Annotated in this window: 13 protein-coding genes; 6 read left to right on the forward strand and 7 right to left on the reverse strand. The window is 60.6% G+C overall.

Annotated features, from left to right (window positions below; genetic code table 11):
- Window positions 1-71 precede the first annotated feature (71 nt).
- Genes HBJ59_RS15285 through HBJ59_RS15300 form a run of 4 tightly spaced genes read right to left on the reverse strand, consistent with a single transcriptional unit; the run spans window position 72 to window position 3,221 of the window.
- Entirely contained in the window at window positions 72-815 is a 744-nt protein-coding gene (locus tag HBJ59_RS15285) for a penicillin-binding protein activator LpoB (RefSeq protein WP_167664025.1), read from the reverse strand.
- A gap of 3 nt (window positions 816-818) precedes the next feature.
- Window positions 819-1,406 carry a penicillin-binding protein activator LpoB gene (lpoB, locus tag HBJ59_RS15290; protein ID WP_076013106.1) on the reverse strand — a complete coding sequence of 196 codons (588 nt, stop codon included), beginning with the start codon at window positions 1,404-1,406 and terminating at the stop codon, window positions 819-821.
- 35 nt (window positions 1,407-1,441) lie between these two features.
- Window positions 1,442-1,813, reverse strand: a complete 372-nt coding sequence (locus tag HBJ59_RS15295) for a YcfL family protein (RefSeq protein WP_003214024.1) — start codon at window positions 1,811-1,813, stop codon at window positions 1,442-1,444.
- A 10-nt stretch (window positions 1,814-1,823) separates the two neighbouring features.
- A complete protein-coding gene (locus HBJ59_RS15300) occupies window positions 1,824-3,221 on the reverse strand; it encodes a COG3014 family protein (protein WP_167664026.1) in 1,398 nt (465 codons plus the stop codon).
- Window positions 3,222-3,526: 305 nt separating this feature from the next.
- Between HBJ59_RS15300 and HBJ59_RS15305 the strand changes: the two genes are divergently transcribed.
- Together HBJ59_RS15305 and HBJ59_RS15310 are read left to right on the forward strand one after the other, a co-directional pair.
- On the forward strand, window positions 3,527-5,422 hold the full coding sequence (locus HBJ59_RS15305; protein ID WP_167664027.1) for an FTR1 family protein: 1,896 nt from the start codon (window positions 3,527-3,529) through the stop codon (window positions 5,420-5,422).
- 2 nt (window positions 5,423-5,424) lie between these two features.
- The gene (locus HBJ59_RS15310; protein WP_167664028.1) at window positions 5,425-5,877 is read left to right on the forward strand and encodes a YaiI/YqxD family protein; all 453 of its coding nucleotides are present in this window, start codon (window positions 5,425-5,427) and stop codon (window positions 5,875-5,877) included.
- On the opposite strand, the gene elbB is transcribed toward HBJ59_RS15310, so the two are convergent.
- Window positions 5,874-6,539, reverse strand: coding sequence for an isoprenoid biosynthesis glyoxalase ElbB (elbB, locus tag HBJ59_RS15315; RefSeq protein WP_167664029.1), 666 nt, complete (start codon window positions 6,537-6,539; stop codon window positions 5,874-5,876). The two genes, HBJ59_RS15310 and elbB, sit on opposite strands and share 4 nt — an antisense overlap.
- A gap of 115 nt (window positions 6,540-6,654) precedes the next feature.
- Here elbB and HBJ59_RS15320 point away from each other — a divergent pair, with 115 nt between their 5' ends.
- Window positions 6,655-7,890 carry a sterol desaturase family protein gene (locus tag HBJ59_RS15320; protein WP_167664030.1) on the forward strand — a complete coding sequence of 412 codons (1,236 nt, stop codon included), beginning with the start codon at window positions 6,655-6,657 and terminating at the stop codon, window positions 7,888-7,890.
- On the opposite strand, the gene HBJ59_RS15325 is transcribed toward HBJ59_RS15320, so the two are convergent.
- Window positions 7,871-8,509 carry a DedA family protein gene (locus tag HBJ59_RS15325; RefSeq protein ID WP_003214015.1) on the reverse strand — a complete coding sequence of 213 codons (639 nt, stop codon included), beginning with the start codon at window positions 8,507-8,509 and terminating at the stop codon, window positions 7,871-7,873. The two genes, HBJ59_RS15320 and HBJ59_RS15325, sit on opposite strands and share 20 nt — an antisense overlap.
- A 229-nt stretch (window positions 8,510-8,738) precedes the next feature.
- Here HBJ59_RS15325 and hemB point away from each other — a divergent pair, with 229 nt between their 5' ends.
- Window positions 8,739-9,752 carry a porphobilinogen synthase gene (gene hemB, locus HBJ59_RS15330; RefSeq protein WP_167664031.1) on the forward strand — a complete coding sequence of 338 codons (1,014 nt, stop codon included), beginning with the start codon at window positions 8,739-8,741 and terminating at the stop codon, window positions 9,750-9,752.
- Between the two features lie 18 nt (window positions 9,753-9,770).
- Complete coding sequence (gene ppk1 / locus HBJ59_RS15335; protein ID WP_167664032.1) at window positions 9,771-11,999, forward strand: polyphosphate kinase 1; 2,229 nt, start codon at window positions 9,771-9,773, stop codon at window positions 11,997-11,999.
- A 186-nt stretch (window positions 12,000-12,185) separates the two neighbouring features.
- On the opposite strand, the gene ppx is transcribed toward ppk1, so the two are convergent.
- The gene (ppx, locus tag HBJ59_RS15340; RefSeq protein WP_167664033.1) at window positions 12,186-13,688 is read right to left on the reverse strand and encodes an exopolyphosphatase; all 1,503 of its coding nucleotides are present in this window, start codon (window positions 13,686-13,688) and stop codon (window positions 12,186-12,188) included.
- A gap of 492 nt (window positions 13,689-14,180) precedes the next feature.
- Between ppx and HBJ59_RS15345 the strand changes: the two genes are divergently transcribed.
- Complete coding sequence (locus HBJ59_RS15345) at window positions 14,181-14,834, forward strand: DUF1120 domain-containing protein (protein WP_076013098.1); 654 nt, start codon at window positions 14,181-14,183, stop codon at window positions 14,832-14,834.
- Window positions 14,835-14,848 lie beyond the last annotated feature (14 nt).

The raw sequence follows: 14,848 nt of genomic DNA on the forward strand, positions 1-14,848 counted from the left end.
TTGACTGATCCACAGCATTCGCGAGCAAGCCCGCTCCCACATTGGTTTTGTGTTGCATGTACTTCCAGTGATCAGCGCAAGATCTTCGGCGCTTCATCCCGTGGCAGGTTATTGCGCAATGCAGGCTGCCCCGGTTGCTCCTGATAACCACCGCCAAGTTGTTCGGCCAACTGCCGCGCAACATCCTCGCCCAACGCCTTCGACACTTCCCGCACCACACGAGGCCGGTTCAGGCTCACGCGCACGTCACGGTTGTTCACCAGCTTGGTGTCCTGGCCTTCGCCCATGGCCGTAAACGCCGAGGTGATCTCAAAGGTGCGGGTGTTGATCAGGCTGAAGTCTGCCACCAGCGTCAGGCCCAGCACCGCCGAATAGCTGTTGGTGTGGTCCAGCGCGTTGACGTCCTGGGTGAAGTCGATGTCCGACAAGGTGCCGAACAACACGTAGTCCGCGCCCTTGAAGTTACCGGCCTTGATCCGCTTGATCACGTCATACACATCGCCCTTGGCGTCAGCGGTGTACGGCGTGCCCTGCACCAGTTGGAACTGCCGCGACTTGAGGATTTCACCCTTGATGTCGCCGCTGAACTTGCGCAGTTCGGTCTGCTCGATGTAGCTGTTGCGGCTCTCGTACTCGCTGTAACTCGAGCCGCCGCTGGCGCTATAGGCGCTGGCGTGGAAGTTGTTGCTGGCCGCGACCTGATGAATGTACTCCTCCACCCGGGCCTCGTAGGCCAGGTCGGTCACCGCGATCTTCGGTGCGGCCGAGGCGCCAAAGGCGCACAACAGGCCGATCATGCCGATCCATGCACGCATTGCTTAGCGCTCCGTGGTCTTGCGGATTTCTTTTTCGTCCATCCATTCGGCCAGGCCGCTTTCCACGTCAATCAGTTGCAGGCTGAACTTGTAGAACACGTCCTTGTAGTCCGAGCTGCGCTTGACGATGGAGCTGATGGAGCCTTCCAGACGGTACTTGGCGGCGACCATGTTGCCGGTCTTGCTGACGGTCGACTTCTTGTACAGGCCGCTCTGGTTCTGCAGCTTCAGTTGGTCGACCTGGCTTTGCATGTCGGTGTTGTCGCTGGCGAAGCGAGCGGTGCCGGTCTTCATCAGCTGGGTCTTGATCGACGTGGTGATCTCGCGGGTATCGATGTACTCGCTGGTCTTGTTCTTCACGTCATATACCTGCACCACCGGGCGGCCCTGGAGGATGCCGGACTGGGCCAGGGAGCGGGTCATGCTTTCGGCGATCATCTGCAGGTCGGTGGAACCGAACTCGTTGGTCACCAGTTCCACGGCCTTGGTGTCGCCGTAGCTGATGTTTTTACCGCCCAGTACCGGCGAGGTGTTGGCGCAGCCGCTGGCCATAACGGCGACCACGGCGAGGAACGAGAAGCGTGCAAACATGGGGATGTCTCTCTGAAACTGAATGAGTGGGCGGATCAAGGCGTTTTCACTTCAAGGCGGAAGTCGGCAGCCTGGGGCAGGTTGGCGATGGCCGGCAGGAAGGTCGCCTGGTTTGCGTAGAGGTTCAGCACTTTCCAGGTTTCTTCGTCGCCCACCGGGAAGCCGTCGGCGCCCAGCCAGGCGAAGCGGTAATACATCATCTGGTTGCTGCTGGTGATATTGCTCAACTGCACCTTGGCGGTCAGGAAACCGTTTTCCCGGGCGACGCGGATCGCGCCGACGGCGATGCCCTTGAACTTGCCCATCACCACGATTTTGCTCGCGGCGCTGCCAGGTTCCGGCGGTGGCGGGGTGGCGCAACCGGCCAGCAGGATCAGCGCCAGGGCGCCGAGGATGAAATGACGCATAGCGTGCTCCTTAAGGTTGTTTGAGAGTGGCGACGGCCTGGGGCGGATTACTCTGCACCACATGGGCCGCAAGACCGCCGGCGAATACCTGGTTGCCGACCACGCGCAAGGTGATCACTTGGTAGCGCTGGTCGGCCTTGACCGTTACCAGCGTGCCGCCCAGGGCGTTGGGCAGGCTGACCTGGTGCTCGCCGTGCTTGAGGCGCAGGCGTGTCACTTGGGTCATGTCCGGCAACGTGCGCCAGGTGCGGGTGTCGGCGCCTTCGGTGACGGCCGAAGCGATACCGAGTACCAGGCCCGCCATCGGGTTGGTCTTGTTCAGGTTGTTCTGGGTGACGCCGCGAGTGACGGCCCGCACGGTGGTGCGCAGGATGATGCCCGGCATGTCATCACGCAGGGCGCGGCGGGACATGGCGGTGGTGCTGTTGAGGGCCGTGAGGTTCTGCTGCTGGCCATCGACCCCAATCTGCGCGAAGGTCGCGGTGGAGGTGTCGGCCTTGATCACCGGGAACGACAGCGGGGTGATCACCAGGTGGCCGTCGATGGGGATCGGCAACGGCAGGCGAATCGAGTCGCGGGCCGGTGCCAGGCCGCTTTGCACCACGATCAGCACGTCGGTCTCGCCGGCACCGACTTTGGATTTATCCAGGTTGAGCAGCGCCTGTTCCAGCAGCGGAGTGTTGGGGCGCAGTTCGGCGGCCTTGCGGTAGCCCGGCGCGGCCAGGTCTTTTTCGCCCAGGGCTTCGTAGACGAAGCCGGCCAGGTAATGGCTGAACGCGCTCTGGTAGCTGTTCTTCAGGCCCACCACTTCCGGGGCATTGAGGCTTTCCACCGGGTAGCCGCGCAGGTCCTTGAACTGGGTTGCGATGCCCTGGCGCTCGGCTTCGTTTTCGCTCTTGAGGTATTCCTTGTCCCGTAGGTCGGCAATCACCGCTTCGCGTTCGTGGGTCTTCTTGATCTCGGTGCGGGCACCGTCGAAGTCGTTCAGCGCCAGCAGGTTCAGGGCCATCTGCGTGGTGAGCATGACTTTTTCGTAGTCGTAGCCTTCGTAGCGGCGGACCTTGTCATTGACCAGAAAGGAGCCGAACTGCGCGAGGTACTTATCGGTGTCGAACTTGACCGACTCTTCCCATTTGTAGACTTGCAGGTCGGCGCTGCGCCAGGCGGTCTGGCTGCCGGTCAGGTCGCCCTTGGCCCGCAACAACTCGCCTTTTTCGAAGTAGTAGAGAAGGTCCTTGTCGTCGCCGGTGTTGTTCTTCTCAAGCAGGGTCAGCGCGCCGTCGACATTGCCGGTGGCCAACTGCTGATTGGTGGCTTGCAGCTCGGTGTCGTAGCTGCGGAACATCGAACAACCGGACAACAAGGTGACTGCTGCGAGCGCGAGCGAGGTAAAGGCGCGAGATGCCATCGAGGAGCTTCTTCCCTGAACGTAATCGGCCGAAGGTGCTGGTCGGACCGAATCACCAATGGCAGGAAGGCGTTGCATCCTGCCAATTCCTCATAAAAAGAGGAGCGAAAATGCCAGTTCGCAATAACGAAGGCGCGGCATTATAAGCCCGATTACTGGCAAAACAATGGCCTTTTGGATCCATTTTCCGGTATTGAGGCCAGCATCAGCCCTTGGGTAAACCCAGCCCATATCACTAACAACTTGAGTCAAACCCCGTAAGGTTTGACAATGTGTTACTTCGTATTTCCATTTGAGATCCATTCATGATTGCCCCCTTCCGTTTTTTTGCCTGGCTGGTGCTGCCGGCGTTGATGTCGTGCAGTTTCAACCTGCTGGCTGCAACTGCCGAGGGCGCGCCCCAAGCCCTGCATTTACTGGACTACATCGGTGCGGACTACCCCCCGACAGTGGAGGCGGGCAAGGTTATCGATGATTCCGAATACCGTGAACAGGTAGAGTTTCTCGGGGTGTTGCAGGGGCTGGTGGCCGATCTACCGGAAAAGCCCGAGCGCGCCGAGCTGATAAAAGGCGTGGATGAACTGCTGGCTGCCGTAACGGCCCATCAGGATGGCGCGTTGGTTGCTCACCAGGCCCGGCAATTGGGCGCCAAGCTGGCGGTGGCATATGAAGTCAGCCAAGCCCCGGCCATTACGCCCGACCCGACGCGTGGTGCGCCGCTGTACGCGCAGAATTGCTCGGTGTGCCACGGCGCCGCGGGCGCCGGCGATGGCCCTGCCGCTGTCGGCATGACCCCGCCGCCAGCCAACCTGCGAGACGCTGCACGCCTCGACCGCTTGAGTCTCTACGCGATCTACAACACCCTTGGGCTGGGCGTCGAAGGCACCGACATGCCGTCTTTCGCCGATCAAATGGACGACCGCCAACGCTGGGACCTGGCCACCTATATCGCCGGCTTCACCGCCGACCCGGCTGCGGCGAAAAGCGAAAAGTCCTTCAACCTCGCTGACCTTGCGCGCCAAACCCCCAATGAAGTGCTCGCCGCCGAAGGCCCCGACGCCGTCGCCACCTTCCGTGCCCAGCGCGCCCAGCCGCCGCAGGTCAAGCGTGGCCCGGTGCAGTTGCTCGATTACACCGCGACCACCCTCGACAAAAGCCTCGCCGCTTTCCGTAACGGTGAGCACGAGCAGGCCTACGACCTGTCGGTAGCGGCTTACCTGGAAGGTTTCGAGCTGGTTGAAAGCTCCCTCGACAACGTCGACGCCAACGTGCGCAAGGACACCGAAAAGGCCCTGATGGCCTACCGGCAGTCGTTGCAGGACGGGTTGCCGATCGAGCAAGTGCAGCAGCGCCTGGACGTGGCCAAGGGCAAGCTCACCGAGTCGGCCGGCCTGCTGGGCAGTGATGGCTTGAGCTGGTCCCTGAGTTACATCTCCGGTTTGTTGATCCTGCTGCGCGAAGGCCTGGAAGCGATCCTGGTGCTGGCGGCGATCCTCGCGTTCCTGCGTAACACCGGCCAGCAATCGGCGGTGCGCAGCGTCAACGTCGGCTGGGGCCTGGCGCTGTTGGCCGGCTTGGCCACCTGGGCGTTGGCGGCTTATGTGATTGACGTCAGCGGCGCCCAGCGCGAGTTGCTGGAAGGCTGCACGGCGCTGTTTGCCAGTGTGATGGTGCTGTGGCTCGGGGTGTGGATGCACGACCGCCGTCACGCAGCCGCCTGGCAGGACTACATCAAGAGCAGCCTGGTGGGCGGCGGCGGGCGCTTCGGCTTTGCGATGCTGGCGTTCTTCTCGGTGTACCGCGAGCTGTTCGAAGTGATCCTGTTCTACGAAACCCTGTGGTTGCAGGCAGGCCCCGCCGGGCACAACGCGGTATTGGCCGGCGGTGCCACGGCGCTGGTGCTGTTGGTGGGCCTGGCCTGGGTGATTCTGCGGGGTTCGGCGAAGCTGCCGCTGGCGCTGTTCTTCGGTATCAACGCGGCGTTGCTGTGTGCGCTGTCGGTGGTGTTCGCCGGGCACGGCGTCAAGGCGTTGCAGGAAGCCGGGATCTTTGGCACCCGGCCAGTGGCGTTCTTTGACTTCGACTGGCTGGGCATTCACGCCGATGCTTATTCGTTGAGTGCCCAGGCCGTGGCGATCCTGGCGATTGTGGTGCTGTACGGCCGCAGCCGGCTGGCTGAAAAGCGCCGGGTGGTGGCGTAACCATGCGCGTGTGGATCGATGCAGACGCCTGCCCACGGGCGGCCAAGGACCAGGTGGTGAAGTTCGCCCTCAAGCGCCAGTTCGAAGTGGTGCTGGTGGCAGGGCAGAGCCAGATCAAGCCGAGCTTCTCGTGTGTGAAGCTGATTGTGGTGCCCAGCGGTCCGGATGCGGCCGATGACTACCTGGTGGAGAACGCGGTGCCCGGCGAACTGGTGATCTGCAGCGATGTGCCGCTGGCCGACCGTTTGGTAAAGAACGGCGTGGCAGCGCTGGACCCGCGAGGCAAGGAGTTCAGCCCGCAGAACATGAGCGAGCGGCTGGCGGTGCGCAACCTGTTCACCGATCTGCGGGAGCAGGGCCAGATGGGCGGTGGTCCACCGCCCCATGGGGACAAGGACAAGCAGGCGTTTGCCAACTCACTGGATCGGATTCTGACGAGGCTGATGAAGGCCTAATCGTTCTCGTGGGTCAGCTCCAGCACTCGGTCCACCAGCTTGTTGATGCCTGACGCCACTTCGCTGATGCGCTTGCCCAGCATGTAGGCCGGGGTGCTCACCAGTTTGCGTGCCTTGTCTTCGACAATATCGTCCACCGCACACACCTGGTGGGTGGCGCCCATCTTGTCCATGGCGGCCGCAGTGTCGGCATCGTTACCGATGGTGCAGGTCACGCCGGGGCCATAGATCTTCGCTGCCAGAGCCGGCGAGATGCAGATCAGGCCGACTGGCTTGCCCGCTTCGGCAAAGGCTTCGGCCAGTTCCAGCACCTGCGGGTTGACCGTGCACCCGGCGCCTTCCACGGCAAAGTTCGACAGGTTCTTTGCCGCGCCAAAACCGCCGGGCACGATCAGTGCGTCGAAGTCCTCGGCGTTGGCCTCACGAATGTCCTTTACCTCGCCACGGGCAATGCGCGCCGACTCCACCAGCACATTGCGCGACTCAGGCATCTCTTCGCCGGTCAGGTGATTGATCACATGCAGTTGGGCAATATTCGGCGCAAAACACTGCACCTCGGCGCCGCGCTGGTCCAAGCGCAGCAGGGTGATCACGCTTTCATGAACCTCGGCGCCGTCGTACACGCCACAGCCGGAAAGGATCACTGCAATCTTTTTGCTCATGGGCATTTCTCCTGATTCATGGCGTTAAATGTCTACCAATTTGTAACTCGATGCCAATGGGATATTTCGCGGTTACACCTAATCTTGATGTAACAATAATTGACCGGACTTGCCCATGGACTTCGTCCCTTACGCGGTACCGTTTTTCATTGCCTTGATCGTGGTCGAGCTGCTGGCCGACTACCGGCGTGGCCAACGCAACTACCGGGTGGCCGACGCCATCAACAGCCTCAGCACCGGCGTGCTGTCCACCACCACAGGGTTGCTGACCAAAGGTGTGGGCATCCTGACCTACGCCTTCGCGCTCAAGCACCTGGCGATCATCGAGCTGTCGGCCCAAAGCGTCTGGACCTGGGTGTTCGCCTTTGTGTTCTATGACTTCTGCTACTACTGGCTGCATCGCATGGGCCATGAGCGCAACATCCTCTGGGCCGCGCATTCGGTGCATCACCAGAGCGAGGACTACAACCTCAGCACCGCCTTGCGCCAGACCAGCACCGGCTTCCTGCTGAGCTGGATCTTCTACCTGCCGCTGGCCGTGTTGGGCGTGCCGCTGGTGGTGTTTATCAGTGTGGCTTCCCTCAACCTGCTGTATCAATTCTGGGTGCACACACGCCATGTGCCGAAGCTCGGCTGGTACGAGTGGTTTTTCGTTACGCCGTCCAATCATCGGGCCCACCATGCACAGAACGCTCTCTACATGGATCGCAACTACGGCGGGGTGTTCATTATTTGGGACCGTCTGTTTGGCTCCTTCCAGGAAGAAGACGATAACGAGCCGGTGATCTTTGGCGTGACCACGCCATTGGCCAGTTGGAACCCGCTGTGGGCCAACCTGCAGTTTTATGCGCAGTTGTGGAGTGATGCACGGCGTGCTGAGAGCTGGTGGGACAAGCTGCGCATCTGGTTCATGCGCACCGGCTGGCGCCCGGCGGATGTGGCGGCGAAGTACCCGATGGCCAAGCCGGACTTGAGCCAGTTCCGCAAGTTCGAGGTGCCGCTGGACGGGCGCCAACAGGTTTACATCGCCCTGCAGTTTGCCGCGTACGTTGGCTTTGGCAGCTATTTGATGAATTTCGGCGAGGGCTTGCCGACCGCCGCCCTGGTGTTGGGCTGGAGCGCAATGGCGTTGGGGTTGTTCACCCTGGGGGTGGCGCTGGAGAATCGCCCATGGGCGTTGAAAGCCGAGCTGGCACGCCTGGCGCTGAATGTGCCGTTGGTGTGGCTGGCGCCGCTGGTGGGGCTGTGGCCGGCCAGCTCGTTGGGCTGGCTGGGCCTGGTCAGTTACAGCTTGCTCAGCGGCATCGGCCTCTACTGTTGCAGAGACCGGCTTACTCGACTGGCGTCGTAGGCTTTTCGGCTTTTTCAGGTTCGCCGGCCGCCAGGCGAACCTTCTCGGCGGCGCAGGCTTCGCGGGTCAAGCGGGCGTTCTTGACGCGCCGGCGGATCCACAAGCCCAGGCCCAGCACCAGCAGTGCGCCCAGTACCCACAGCTCATATTTCTTGACGCTGCCCAGCATGCCTTCCAGTACCGCGCCGAAATGGTAAGCCGCAGCCCCCAGCGCCGCAGCCCACACGGCGGCGCCAATCCCGTTCAGCAACAGGTAGCGGCCCGGCGGGTAGCCCGACAAACCAATGGCCACCGGCATCACCGTGCGCAAACCGTAGACAAAACGGAAGCTCAGCACCCAGATGTCCGGGTGCTTGCGGATGTGCTCCAGGGCCTTGTCACCCAGTAGTTGCCAGCGCGGCTTGCGTGCCAACAGTTTGCGGCCGTGCTTGCGCCCCAGGAAGTACCACAACTGGTCACCGGCGTAGCTGCCGAAAAAGGCAACGACCACCACCAGGTTGATATCCATGTATCCACGGAACGCCAGGAAGCCTGCGAGAACCAGAATGGTTTCGCCTTCGAAGAAGGTGCCTAGGAACAGCGCAAAGTAGCCGAAGTCATGCAGAAATTGTTGAAGCATGGTCTGGGTGCTGGCGAAATGAACGCGCAGCCTACGCCTTCGTGAACATTCATGAAAGTATCGAGATGTGTCACGAAGTGAACAATTCCTACATAAACGACGAATGCGACTAAGGGTCGCATGCCGGTTGCCTTACGGTGCATGAGCTCACCACAACTGTAATTCCTTCGTCATAATGGCCGCTTATAACTGTCACGCTCGCCCGTCAAGCCGGGCTCAGGAGTCTGCCGTGAGCTTTACCCCCGCCAACCGCCTGTTTCCCGCCACCCGGCTGCGTCGCAACCGTCGCGATGATTTTTCCCGTCGCCTGGTGCGTGAAAACGTGCTGACGGTGAATGATCTGATCCTGCCGGTGTTTGTACTGGACGGTGAAAATCGTCGGGAAGCGGTGGCGTCGATGCCGGGCGTGGAGCGCTTGACCCTTGATTTGTTGCTCGAAGAGGCCGCGAACTGGGTTGAACTGGGGATCCCGGCGCTGGCGCTGTTCCCGGTCACGCCGTCTGAACTCAAGTCCCTGGACGCCGCCGAAGCCTGGAACCCGGAGGGTATCGCCCAGCGCGCCACCCGCGCCTTGCGCGAACGCTTTCCGGAACTGGGAGTGATCACCGACGTGGCCCTGGACCCGTTCACCACCCACGGGCAGGATGGCATTCTCGACGAAGAAGGCTATGTTCAGAACGATATCACCGTTGATGCGCTGGTCAAGCAGGCCTTGTCCCACGCCGCAGCGGGTGCCCAGGTAGTGGCACCGTCTGACATGATGGACGGTCGTATCCAGGCGATTCGCGAAGCCCTGGAGCTGGCCGGCCACGTCAACGTGCGCATCATGGCTTACTCGGCCAAGTACGCCAGCGCCTATTACGGCCCGTTCCGCGATGCGGTGGGCTCGGCGCTGAACCTGGGCAAGGCCAACAAGGCCTCGTACCAGATGGACCCGGCCAACAGCCACGAAGCCCTGCACGAAGTGGCGGCGGACCTGGCTGAAGGTGCCGACATGGTCATGGTCAAGCCCGGGATGCCGTATCTCGACATCCTTTATCGGGTCAAAGAGGAATTCAAGGTGCCGACCTTTGTCTATCAGGTCAGCGGTGAATACGCCATGCACATGGCCGCGATCCAGAATGGTTGGTTGAGTGAAGGGGTGATCCTTGAATCCCTGACTGCCTTTAAACGTGCGGGTGCCGATGGCATCCTGACTTACTTCGCCGCCCGCGCCGCCCAATTGCTTAGAGAGCAACACTAGCCCTCACAGGAACACTCGATGAATACCGAAGGACTCACAGCAGTTGCCGTAAAAGACGCTCACCCGGTGGTTGAACAAGTCACCGAGACCCCGCCGGAGCTGGAGCCGGCACCGCCTGCCGTGGTGGCCGAAACGCCTGCCGCCGCACCGGTGCCGGTGGTTGCGATTCCCAACCTGGATGACAGCAGCCTGTACATCCATCGCGAGCTGTCACAACTGCAATTCAACATCCGCGTGCTGGAACAGGCACTGGATGAGTCCTACCCGTTGCTGGAGCGGCTGAAGTTCCTGCTGATCTTCTCCAGCAACCTGGACGAGTTCTTCGAGATTCGTGTCGCCGGCCTCAAAAAGCAGATCACCTTCGCCCGTGAACAGGCCGGCGCCGACGGCCTGCAACCGCATCAGGCCCTGGCCCGCATCAGCGAGCTGGTGCACGGCCATGTGGACCGCCAATACGCGATCCTCAACGACATTCTGTTGCCGGAACTGGAAAAGCATCACGTCCGCTTCATCCGGCGCCGTCACTGGACCACCAAGATCAAGACCTGGGTGCGCCGCTTCTTTCGCGACGAAATCTCGCCGATCATCACCCCCATCGGTCTCGACCCGACGCACCCGTTCCCGCTGCTGGTGAACAAGAGCCTGAACTTCATCGTCGAGCTGGAAGGTATCGACGCCTTCGGTCGCGATTCCGGCTTGGCGATCATCCCGGCGCCGCGCTTGCTGCCACGGATCATCAAGGTACCGGAAGAGGTAGGGGGCGCTGGCGATAACTATGTATTCCTTTCGTCGATGATCCACGCCCACGCCGATGACCTGTTCCAGGGCATGAAGGTCAAGGGCTGCTACCAGTTCCGTTTGACCCGTAACGCCGACCTGGCGCTGGACTCCGAGGACGTCGAAGACTTGGCCCGCGCCCTGCGCGGCGAGCTGTTCTCCCGTCGCTACGGTGACGCCGTGCGCCTGGAAGTGGCCGATACCTGCCCGAAACACCTGTCCGACTACCTGCTCAAGCAGTTCAACCTGAGCGAGACCGAGCTTTACCAGGTCAACGGCCCGGTGAACCTGACGCGCCTGTTCAGCATCACTGGCCTGGACAGCCATCCGGAGCTGCAATACACGCCGTTCACCCCGCAGATCCCGAAACTGCTGCAGAACAGCGAGAACATCTTCAGCGTGGTGAGCAAGCAGGACATCCTGCTGCTGCACCCGTTCGAGTCCTTCACCCCGGTGGTCGACCTGCTGCGCCAGGCCGCCAAGGACCCGCATGTATTGGCCGTACGCCAAACCCTGTATCGCTCCGGCGCCAACTCCGAAATCGTCGATGCGCTGGTAGACGCCGCGCGTAACGGCAAGGAAGTGACGGCGGTGATCGAATTGCGGGCGCGGTTCGACGAAGAATCCAACCTGCAACTGGCCAGCCGCCTGCAAGCGGCCGGTGCGGTGGTTATCTATGGCGTGGTCGGCTTCAAGACCCACGCCAAGATGATGCTGATCCTGCGCCGTGAAGCCGGCGAGATCGTGCGTTACGCCCACTTGGGCACCGGCAACTACCACGCCGGCAACGCCAAGCTCTACACCGACTACAGCTTGCTGACCTCTGACGACGCCTTGTGTGAAGACGTCGGCAAGCTGTTCAGCCAGTTGATTGGCATGGGCAAGACGCTGCGCATGAAGAAGCTGCTGCACGCGCCGTTCACCCTGAAGAAGGGCATGCTCGACATGATTGCCCGCGAGACCCAGTTCGCCCTGGAAGGCAAGCCGGCGCACATCATCGCCAAGTTCAACTCGCTGACCGATCCGAAGATCATCCGCGCGCTGTACAAGGCCAGTCAGTCGGGTGTGCGTATTGATTTGGTGGTGCGTGGCATGTGCTGCCTGCGTCCGGGCATCGCCGGGGTCTCCCATAACATCCACGTGCGTTCGATCATCGGGCGCTTCCTGGAGCACACGCGGGTGTTCTACTTCCTTAATGGCGGCGAGGAGCAGATGTTCCTCTCCAGCGCCGACTGGATGGAGCGCAACCTCGACAAGCGTGTGGAGACTTGCTTCCCGGTCGAAGGCAAGAAGCTGATCATGCGGGTCAAGAAGGAGCTGGAGAGTTACCTCACCGACAACACCCACAGCTGGAGCCTGCAGTCGGACGGGCGCTACGTGCGCAACACGCCGACCGGCAACCAGAACCCGCGCAGCGCCCAGGCGACGTTGTTGGAGAAGTTGGGCAGCCCGATTCTGACGGTGAACTAAAAACCGACGCGGTCAAAAATGTGGGAGCGGGCTTGCTCGCGAAAGCGGTGGATCAGTCGATGAATCTGTTGACTGACACTCCGCCTTCGCGAGCAAGCCCGCTCCCACATTTGTTTTGTGGCGTTTGATTGTTCCCACGCTCTGCGTGGGAATACATCCTGTGACGCTCCGCGTCACTCACCCCTATCAGCGTACGTTCAGCGTCAACCCAACCCGCGTCAGCCATTCGGCTTCCTGGGCGAAATCCGCCTGGGTCAGCTGGTTTTCATCCAGCCAGTTCTTCGGGAACACCACGTCCAGGCTGTCGGCATTGGCGCGCAGCACCACTTGCGGCATTTCCTGGGTACCACGGATGTGGTGGAACAGGATCGCGAAACGCAGCAGCGCACACAGGCGAATCAGCTTGATGCCCTCGGCGCCGAATTCGGCAAACTTGTCCCGGGGGATATTGCGGCGGTGGCCGCGTACCAGCAACGCGAGCATCTGCTGGTCTTCCCGAGAGAAACCCGCCAGGTCCGAGTGCTCGATCAGGTAGGCGCCGTGCTTGTGGTAATGGTAGTGGGCGATGTCCAGCCCCACTTCATGGACCTTGGCCGCCCAGCCCAGCAGTTCACGCCAGACGCCGTCTTCCAGGTCCCAGTCCTCGGCCACCTGGTCAAACGCGTGCAGCGCTTTGCGCTCAACCCGCGCCGCTTGTTCCAGGTCGACGTGGTAACGCTCCATCAACGAGCTGAGGGTGCGTTCACGGACGTCCTCGTGATGATGGCGGCCCAGCAGGTCGTACAGCACGCCTTCACGCAGGGCGCCGTCGCAGTGGTCCATGCGCTGCAGTTCGAGGGCGTCGAAAATAGCTTCGAGAATCGCCAGGCCTGCGGGGAAAATCGTGCGGCGGTCAGGCTTGATGCCGTCAAAATCGATCTTCTCGGCATCTCCCAGCTTGAATAGCTTGCGCTTGAGCCAGGCCAGGCCTTCGGCGTTGACCTCGCCAGTGCCGTGGCCGCCGGCCTTGAGCGCCAGACCGATGGCGCGAATGGTACCGGACGAGCCGATGGCCTCATCCCAGGTCAGGCGGTGCAGGGCGTGCTCGATGCTCATGATCTCCAGCCGCGCTGCCGTATAAGCCTGGGCGTAGCGGGCCGGGGTGATCTTGCCATCCTTGAAATAGCGCTGGGTGTAGCTGACGCAGCCCATCTGCAGGCTTTCGCGCAGCAATGGTTCGAAACGCTGGCCAATGATGAACTCGGTACTGCCCCCGCCGATGTCGGCCACCAGGCGTTTGCCCGGTGTGTCGGCCAGGGTATGGGACACGCCGAGGTAGATGAGGCGCGCTTCCTCACGGCCGGAGATGACTTCTACGGGGTGGCCGAGAATGTCCTCGGCACGGCGGATGAATTCGCCGCGGTTGCGGGCTTCGCGCAGGGCGTTGGTGCCGACGATCCGCACGGCGCCCGGGGGCATGCCGTTGATCAGTTGGGCAAAGCGCTTCAAGCAATCGAGCCCGCGCTGCATGGATTCTTCATTGAGCTGACGCTCATCGTCGATCCCGGCAGCCAGTTGCACTTTCTCGCCGAGCCGCTCAAGGATGCGGATTTCGCCGTTCTGGGCCTTGGCCACGACCATGTGAAAGCTGTTGGAGCCCAGGTCGATGGCGGCGATCAGGGACAGATTCTTGGCTTGGGATTGCGGCATGGTTAAGGGGTCTCGGTCGATAACCTCGACATCGTGCCACGATCAACCGCTGACGCCAACGCGTAGTGCCAGAGTAATTTTTCCAAAACCGCTATGAGACCGGCGAGTTGTCGTTGTAGGAAATGTGCGTTCATCTCGTATTACTAAGTTAATAGTTGATGTGGTCCATATTTGTTCAACCAAGCACCTATTGGGGTAACTGATAGTTCCTACGCGTATTCGTATTCATCCTGAGCGATTTTACGCACGCTCGCACAACGGCGCAGGAAGGTTCAAGGCGATATGCCTGATGGTTCATACGAGGATTGAAATTTTTTCCGGCTTTATTGTGGAATTGATATGCCGATACTTCGATTCGGCATTTGTGCCGTGGCGGTATTTATTTATGGATCAGAGCATCGTGCTGCATAAGTTTGTCCGCATGAACGCGGGCAATGATCGTTTCTGGCCATCTGTAATTAGCCGTTTCTCTCATTGAAAGGTAACTATCTGATGAAGAAAAATATTGCTGTATTGGTGGGCATGTTCCTGGCTGTTGCAGGTCTGAGCGCGCAAGCCGCCGATCTTCGTGTCAAAGGTACTATCGCGCCTTCCAGCTGCAGTTTTACAATCACTAACTCTGTTATTGATTACGGCGCTATCAATCCCAGCACCTTGAGCCCTACCAACTATACCAAGTTGGCCACCAAGACTACTCCTTATGCAATCAGGTGCAGCAGCGGCGTAAAGACCAAGGTGGGTATCAAGGCAGTGGATAACCGCGCCAGCAGCCGGATCCCGAACCTGATGGTTAGTCAGATTGGCGGGAGTTACACCGATACCTATAACTACGGCTTGGGCACAACCGCAAGAGCGCAGAAAATAGGCGGTTACGTTGTACACCTGCGTAACTCTGTGGCTGATGGCAGGGCGGTAAACGTTCTTACCAGTATCAATAATGGTACAAGTTGGGTGCAGGGTGGGCCGGCTTTGGGGCAAGGCGCGAACATTGCTGCATGGCACACTGGCACCAACACGCCAATCCAACTGAATACACTGGCCGGGAATCTGGAAATTCAGGCAGTTATCAATAAAACTTCTGAGCTTGATATGACGAGTCAAATCGCTCTTGATGGTCAAGCAACCTTGGAACTGCGTTACCTCTAAGCATTATTTGAATT

The sequence above is a fragment of the Pseudomonas sp. AN3A02 genome (assembly GCF_011765255.1).
GTDB lineage: Bacteria > Pseudomonadota > Gammaproteobacteria > Pseudomonadales > Pseudomonadaceae > Aquipseudomonas.

What these genes read in the sequence shown, in the direction of transcription:
- HBJ59_RS15325 (WP_003214015.1), bottom strand. Translation starts at nt 8,509, where the DNA reads ATGCTTCAACAATTTCTGCATGACTTCGGCTACTTTGCGCTGTTCCTA.
- HBJ59_RS15285 (WP_167664025.1), bottom strand. Translation starts at nt 815, where the DNA reads ATGCGTGCATGGATCGGCATGATCGGCCTGTTGTGCGCCTTTGGCGCC.
- ppk1 (WP_167664032.1), top strand. Translation starts at nt 9,771, where the DNA reads ATGAATACCGAAGGACTCACAGCAGTTGCCGTAAAAGACGCTCACCCG.
- HBJ59_RS15295 (WP_003214024.1), bottom strand. Translation starts at nt 1,813, where the DNA reads ATGCGTCATTTCATCCTCGGCGCCCTGGCGCTGATCCTGCTGGCCGGT.
- elbB (WP_167664029.1), bottom strand. Translation starts at nt 6,539, where the DNA reads ATGAGCAAAAAGATTGCAGTGATCCTTTCCGGCTGTGGCGTGTACGAC.
- HBJ59_RS15320 (WP_167664030.1), top strand. Translation starts at nt 6,655, where the DNA reads ATGGACTTCGTCCCTTACGCGGTACCGTTTTTCATTGCCTTGATCGTG.
- HBJ59_RS15345 (WP_076013098.1), top strand. Translation starts at nt 14,181, where the DNA reads ATGAAGAAAAATATTGCTGTATTGGTGGGCATGTTCCTGGCTGTTGCA.
- HBJ59_RS15310 (WP_167664028.1), top strand. Translation starts at nt 5,425, where the DNA reads ATGCGCGTGTGGATCGATGCAGACGCCTGCCCACGGGCGGCCAAGGAC.
- ppx (WP_167664033.1), bottom strand. Translation starts at nt 13,688, where the DNA reads ATGCCGCAATCCCAAGCCAAGAATCTGTCCCTGATCGCCGCCATCGAC.
- HBJ59_RS15305 (WP_167664027.1), top strand. Translation starts at nt 3,527, where the DNA reads ATGATTGCCCCCTTCCGTTTTTTTGCCTGGCTGGTGCTGCCGGCGTTG.
- HBJ59_RS15300 (WP_167664026.1), bottom strand. Translation starts at nt 3,221, where the DNA reads ATGGCATCTCGCGCCTTTACCTCGCTCGCGCTCGCAGCAGTCACCTTG.
- lpoB (WP_076013106.1), bottom strand. Translation starts at nt 1,406, where the DNA reads ATGTTTGCACGCTTCTCGTTCCTCGCCGTGGTCGCCGTTATGGCCAGC.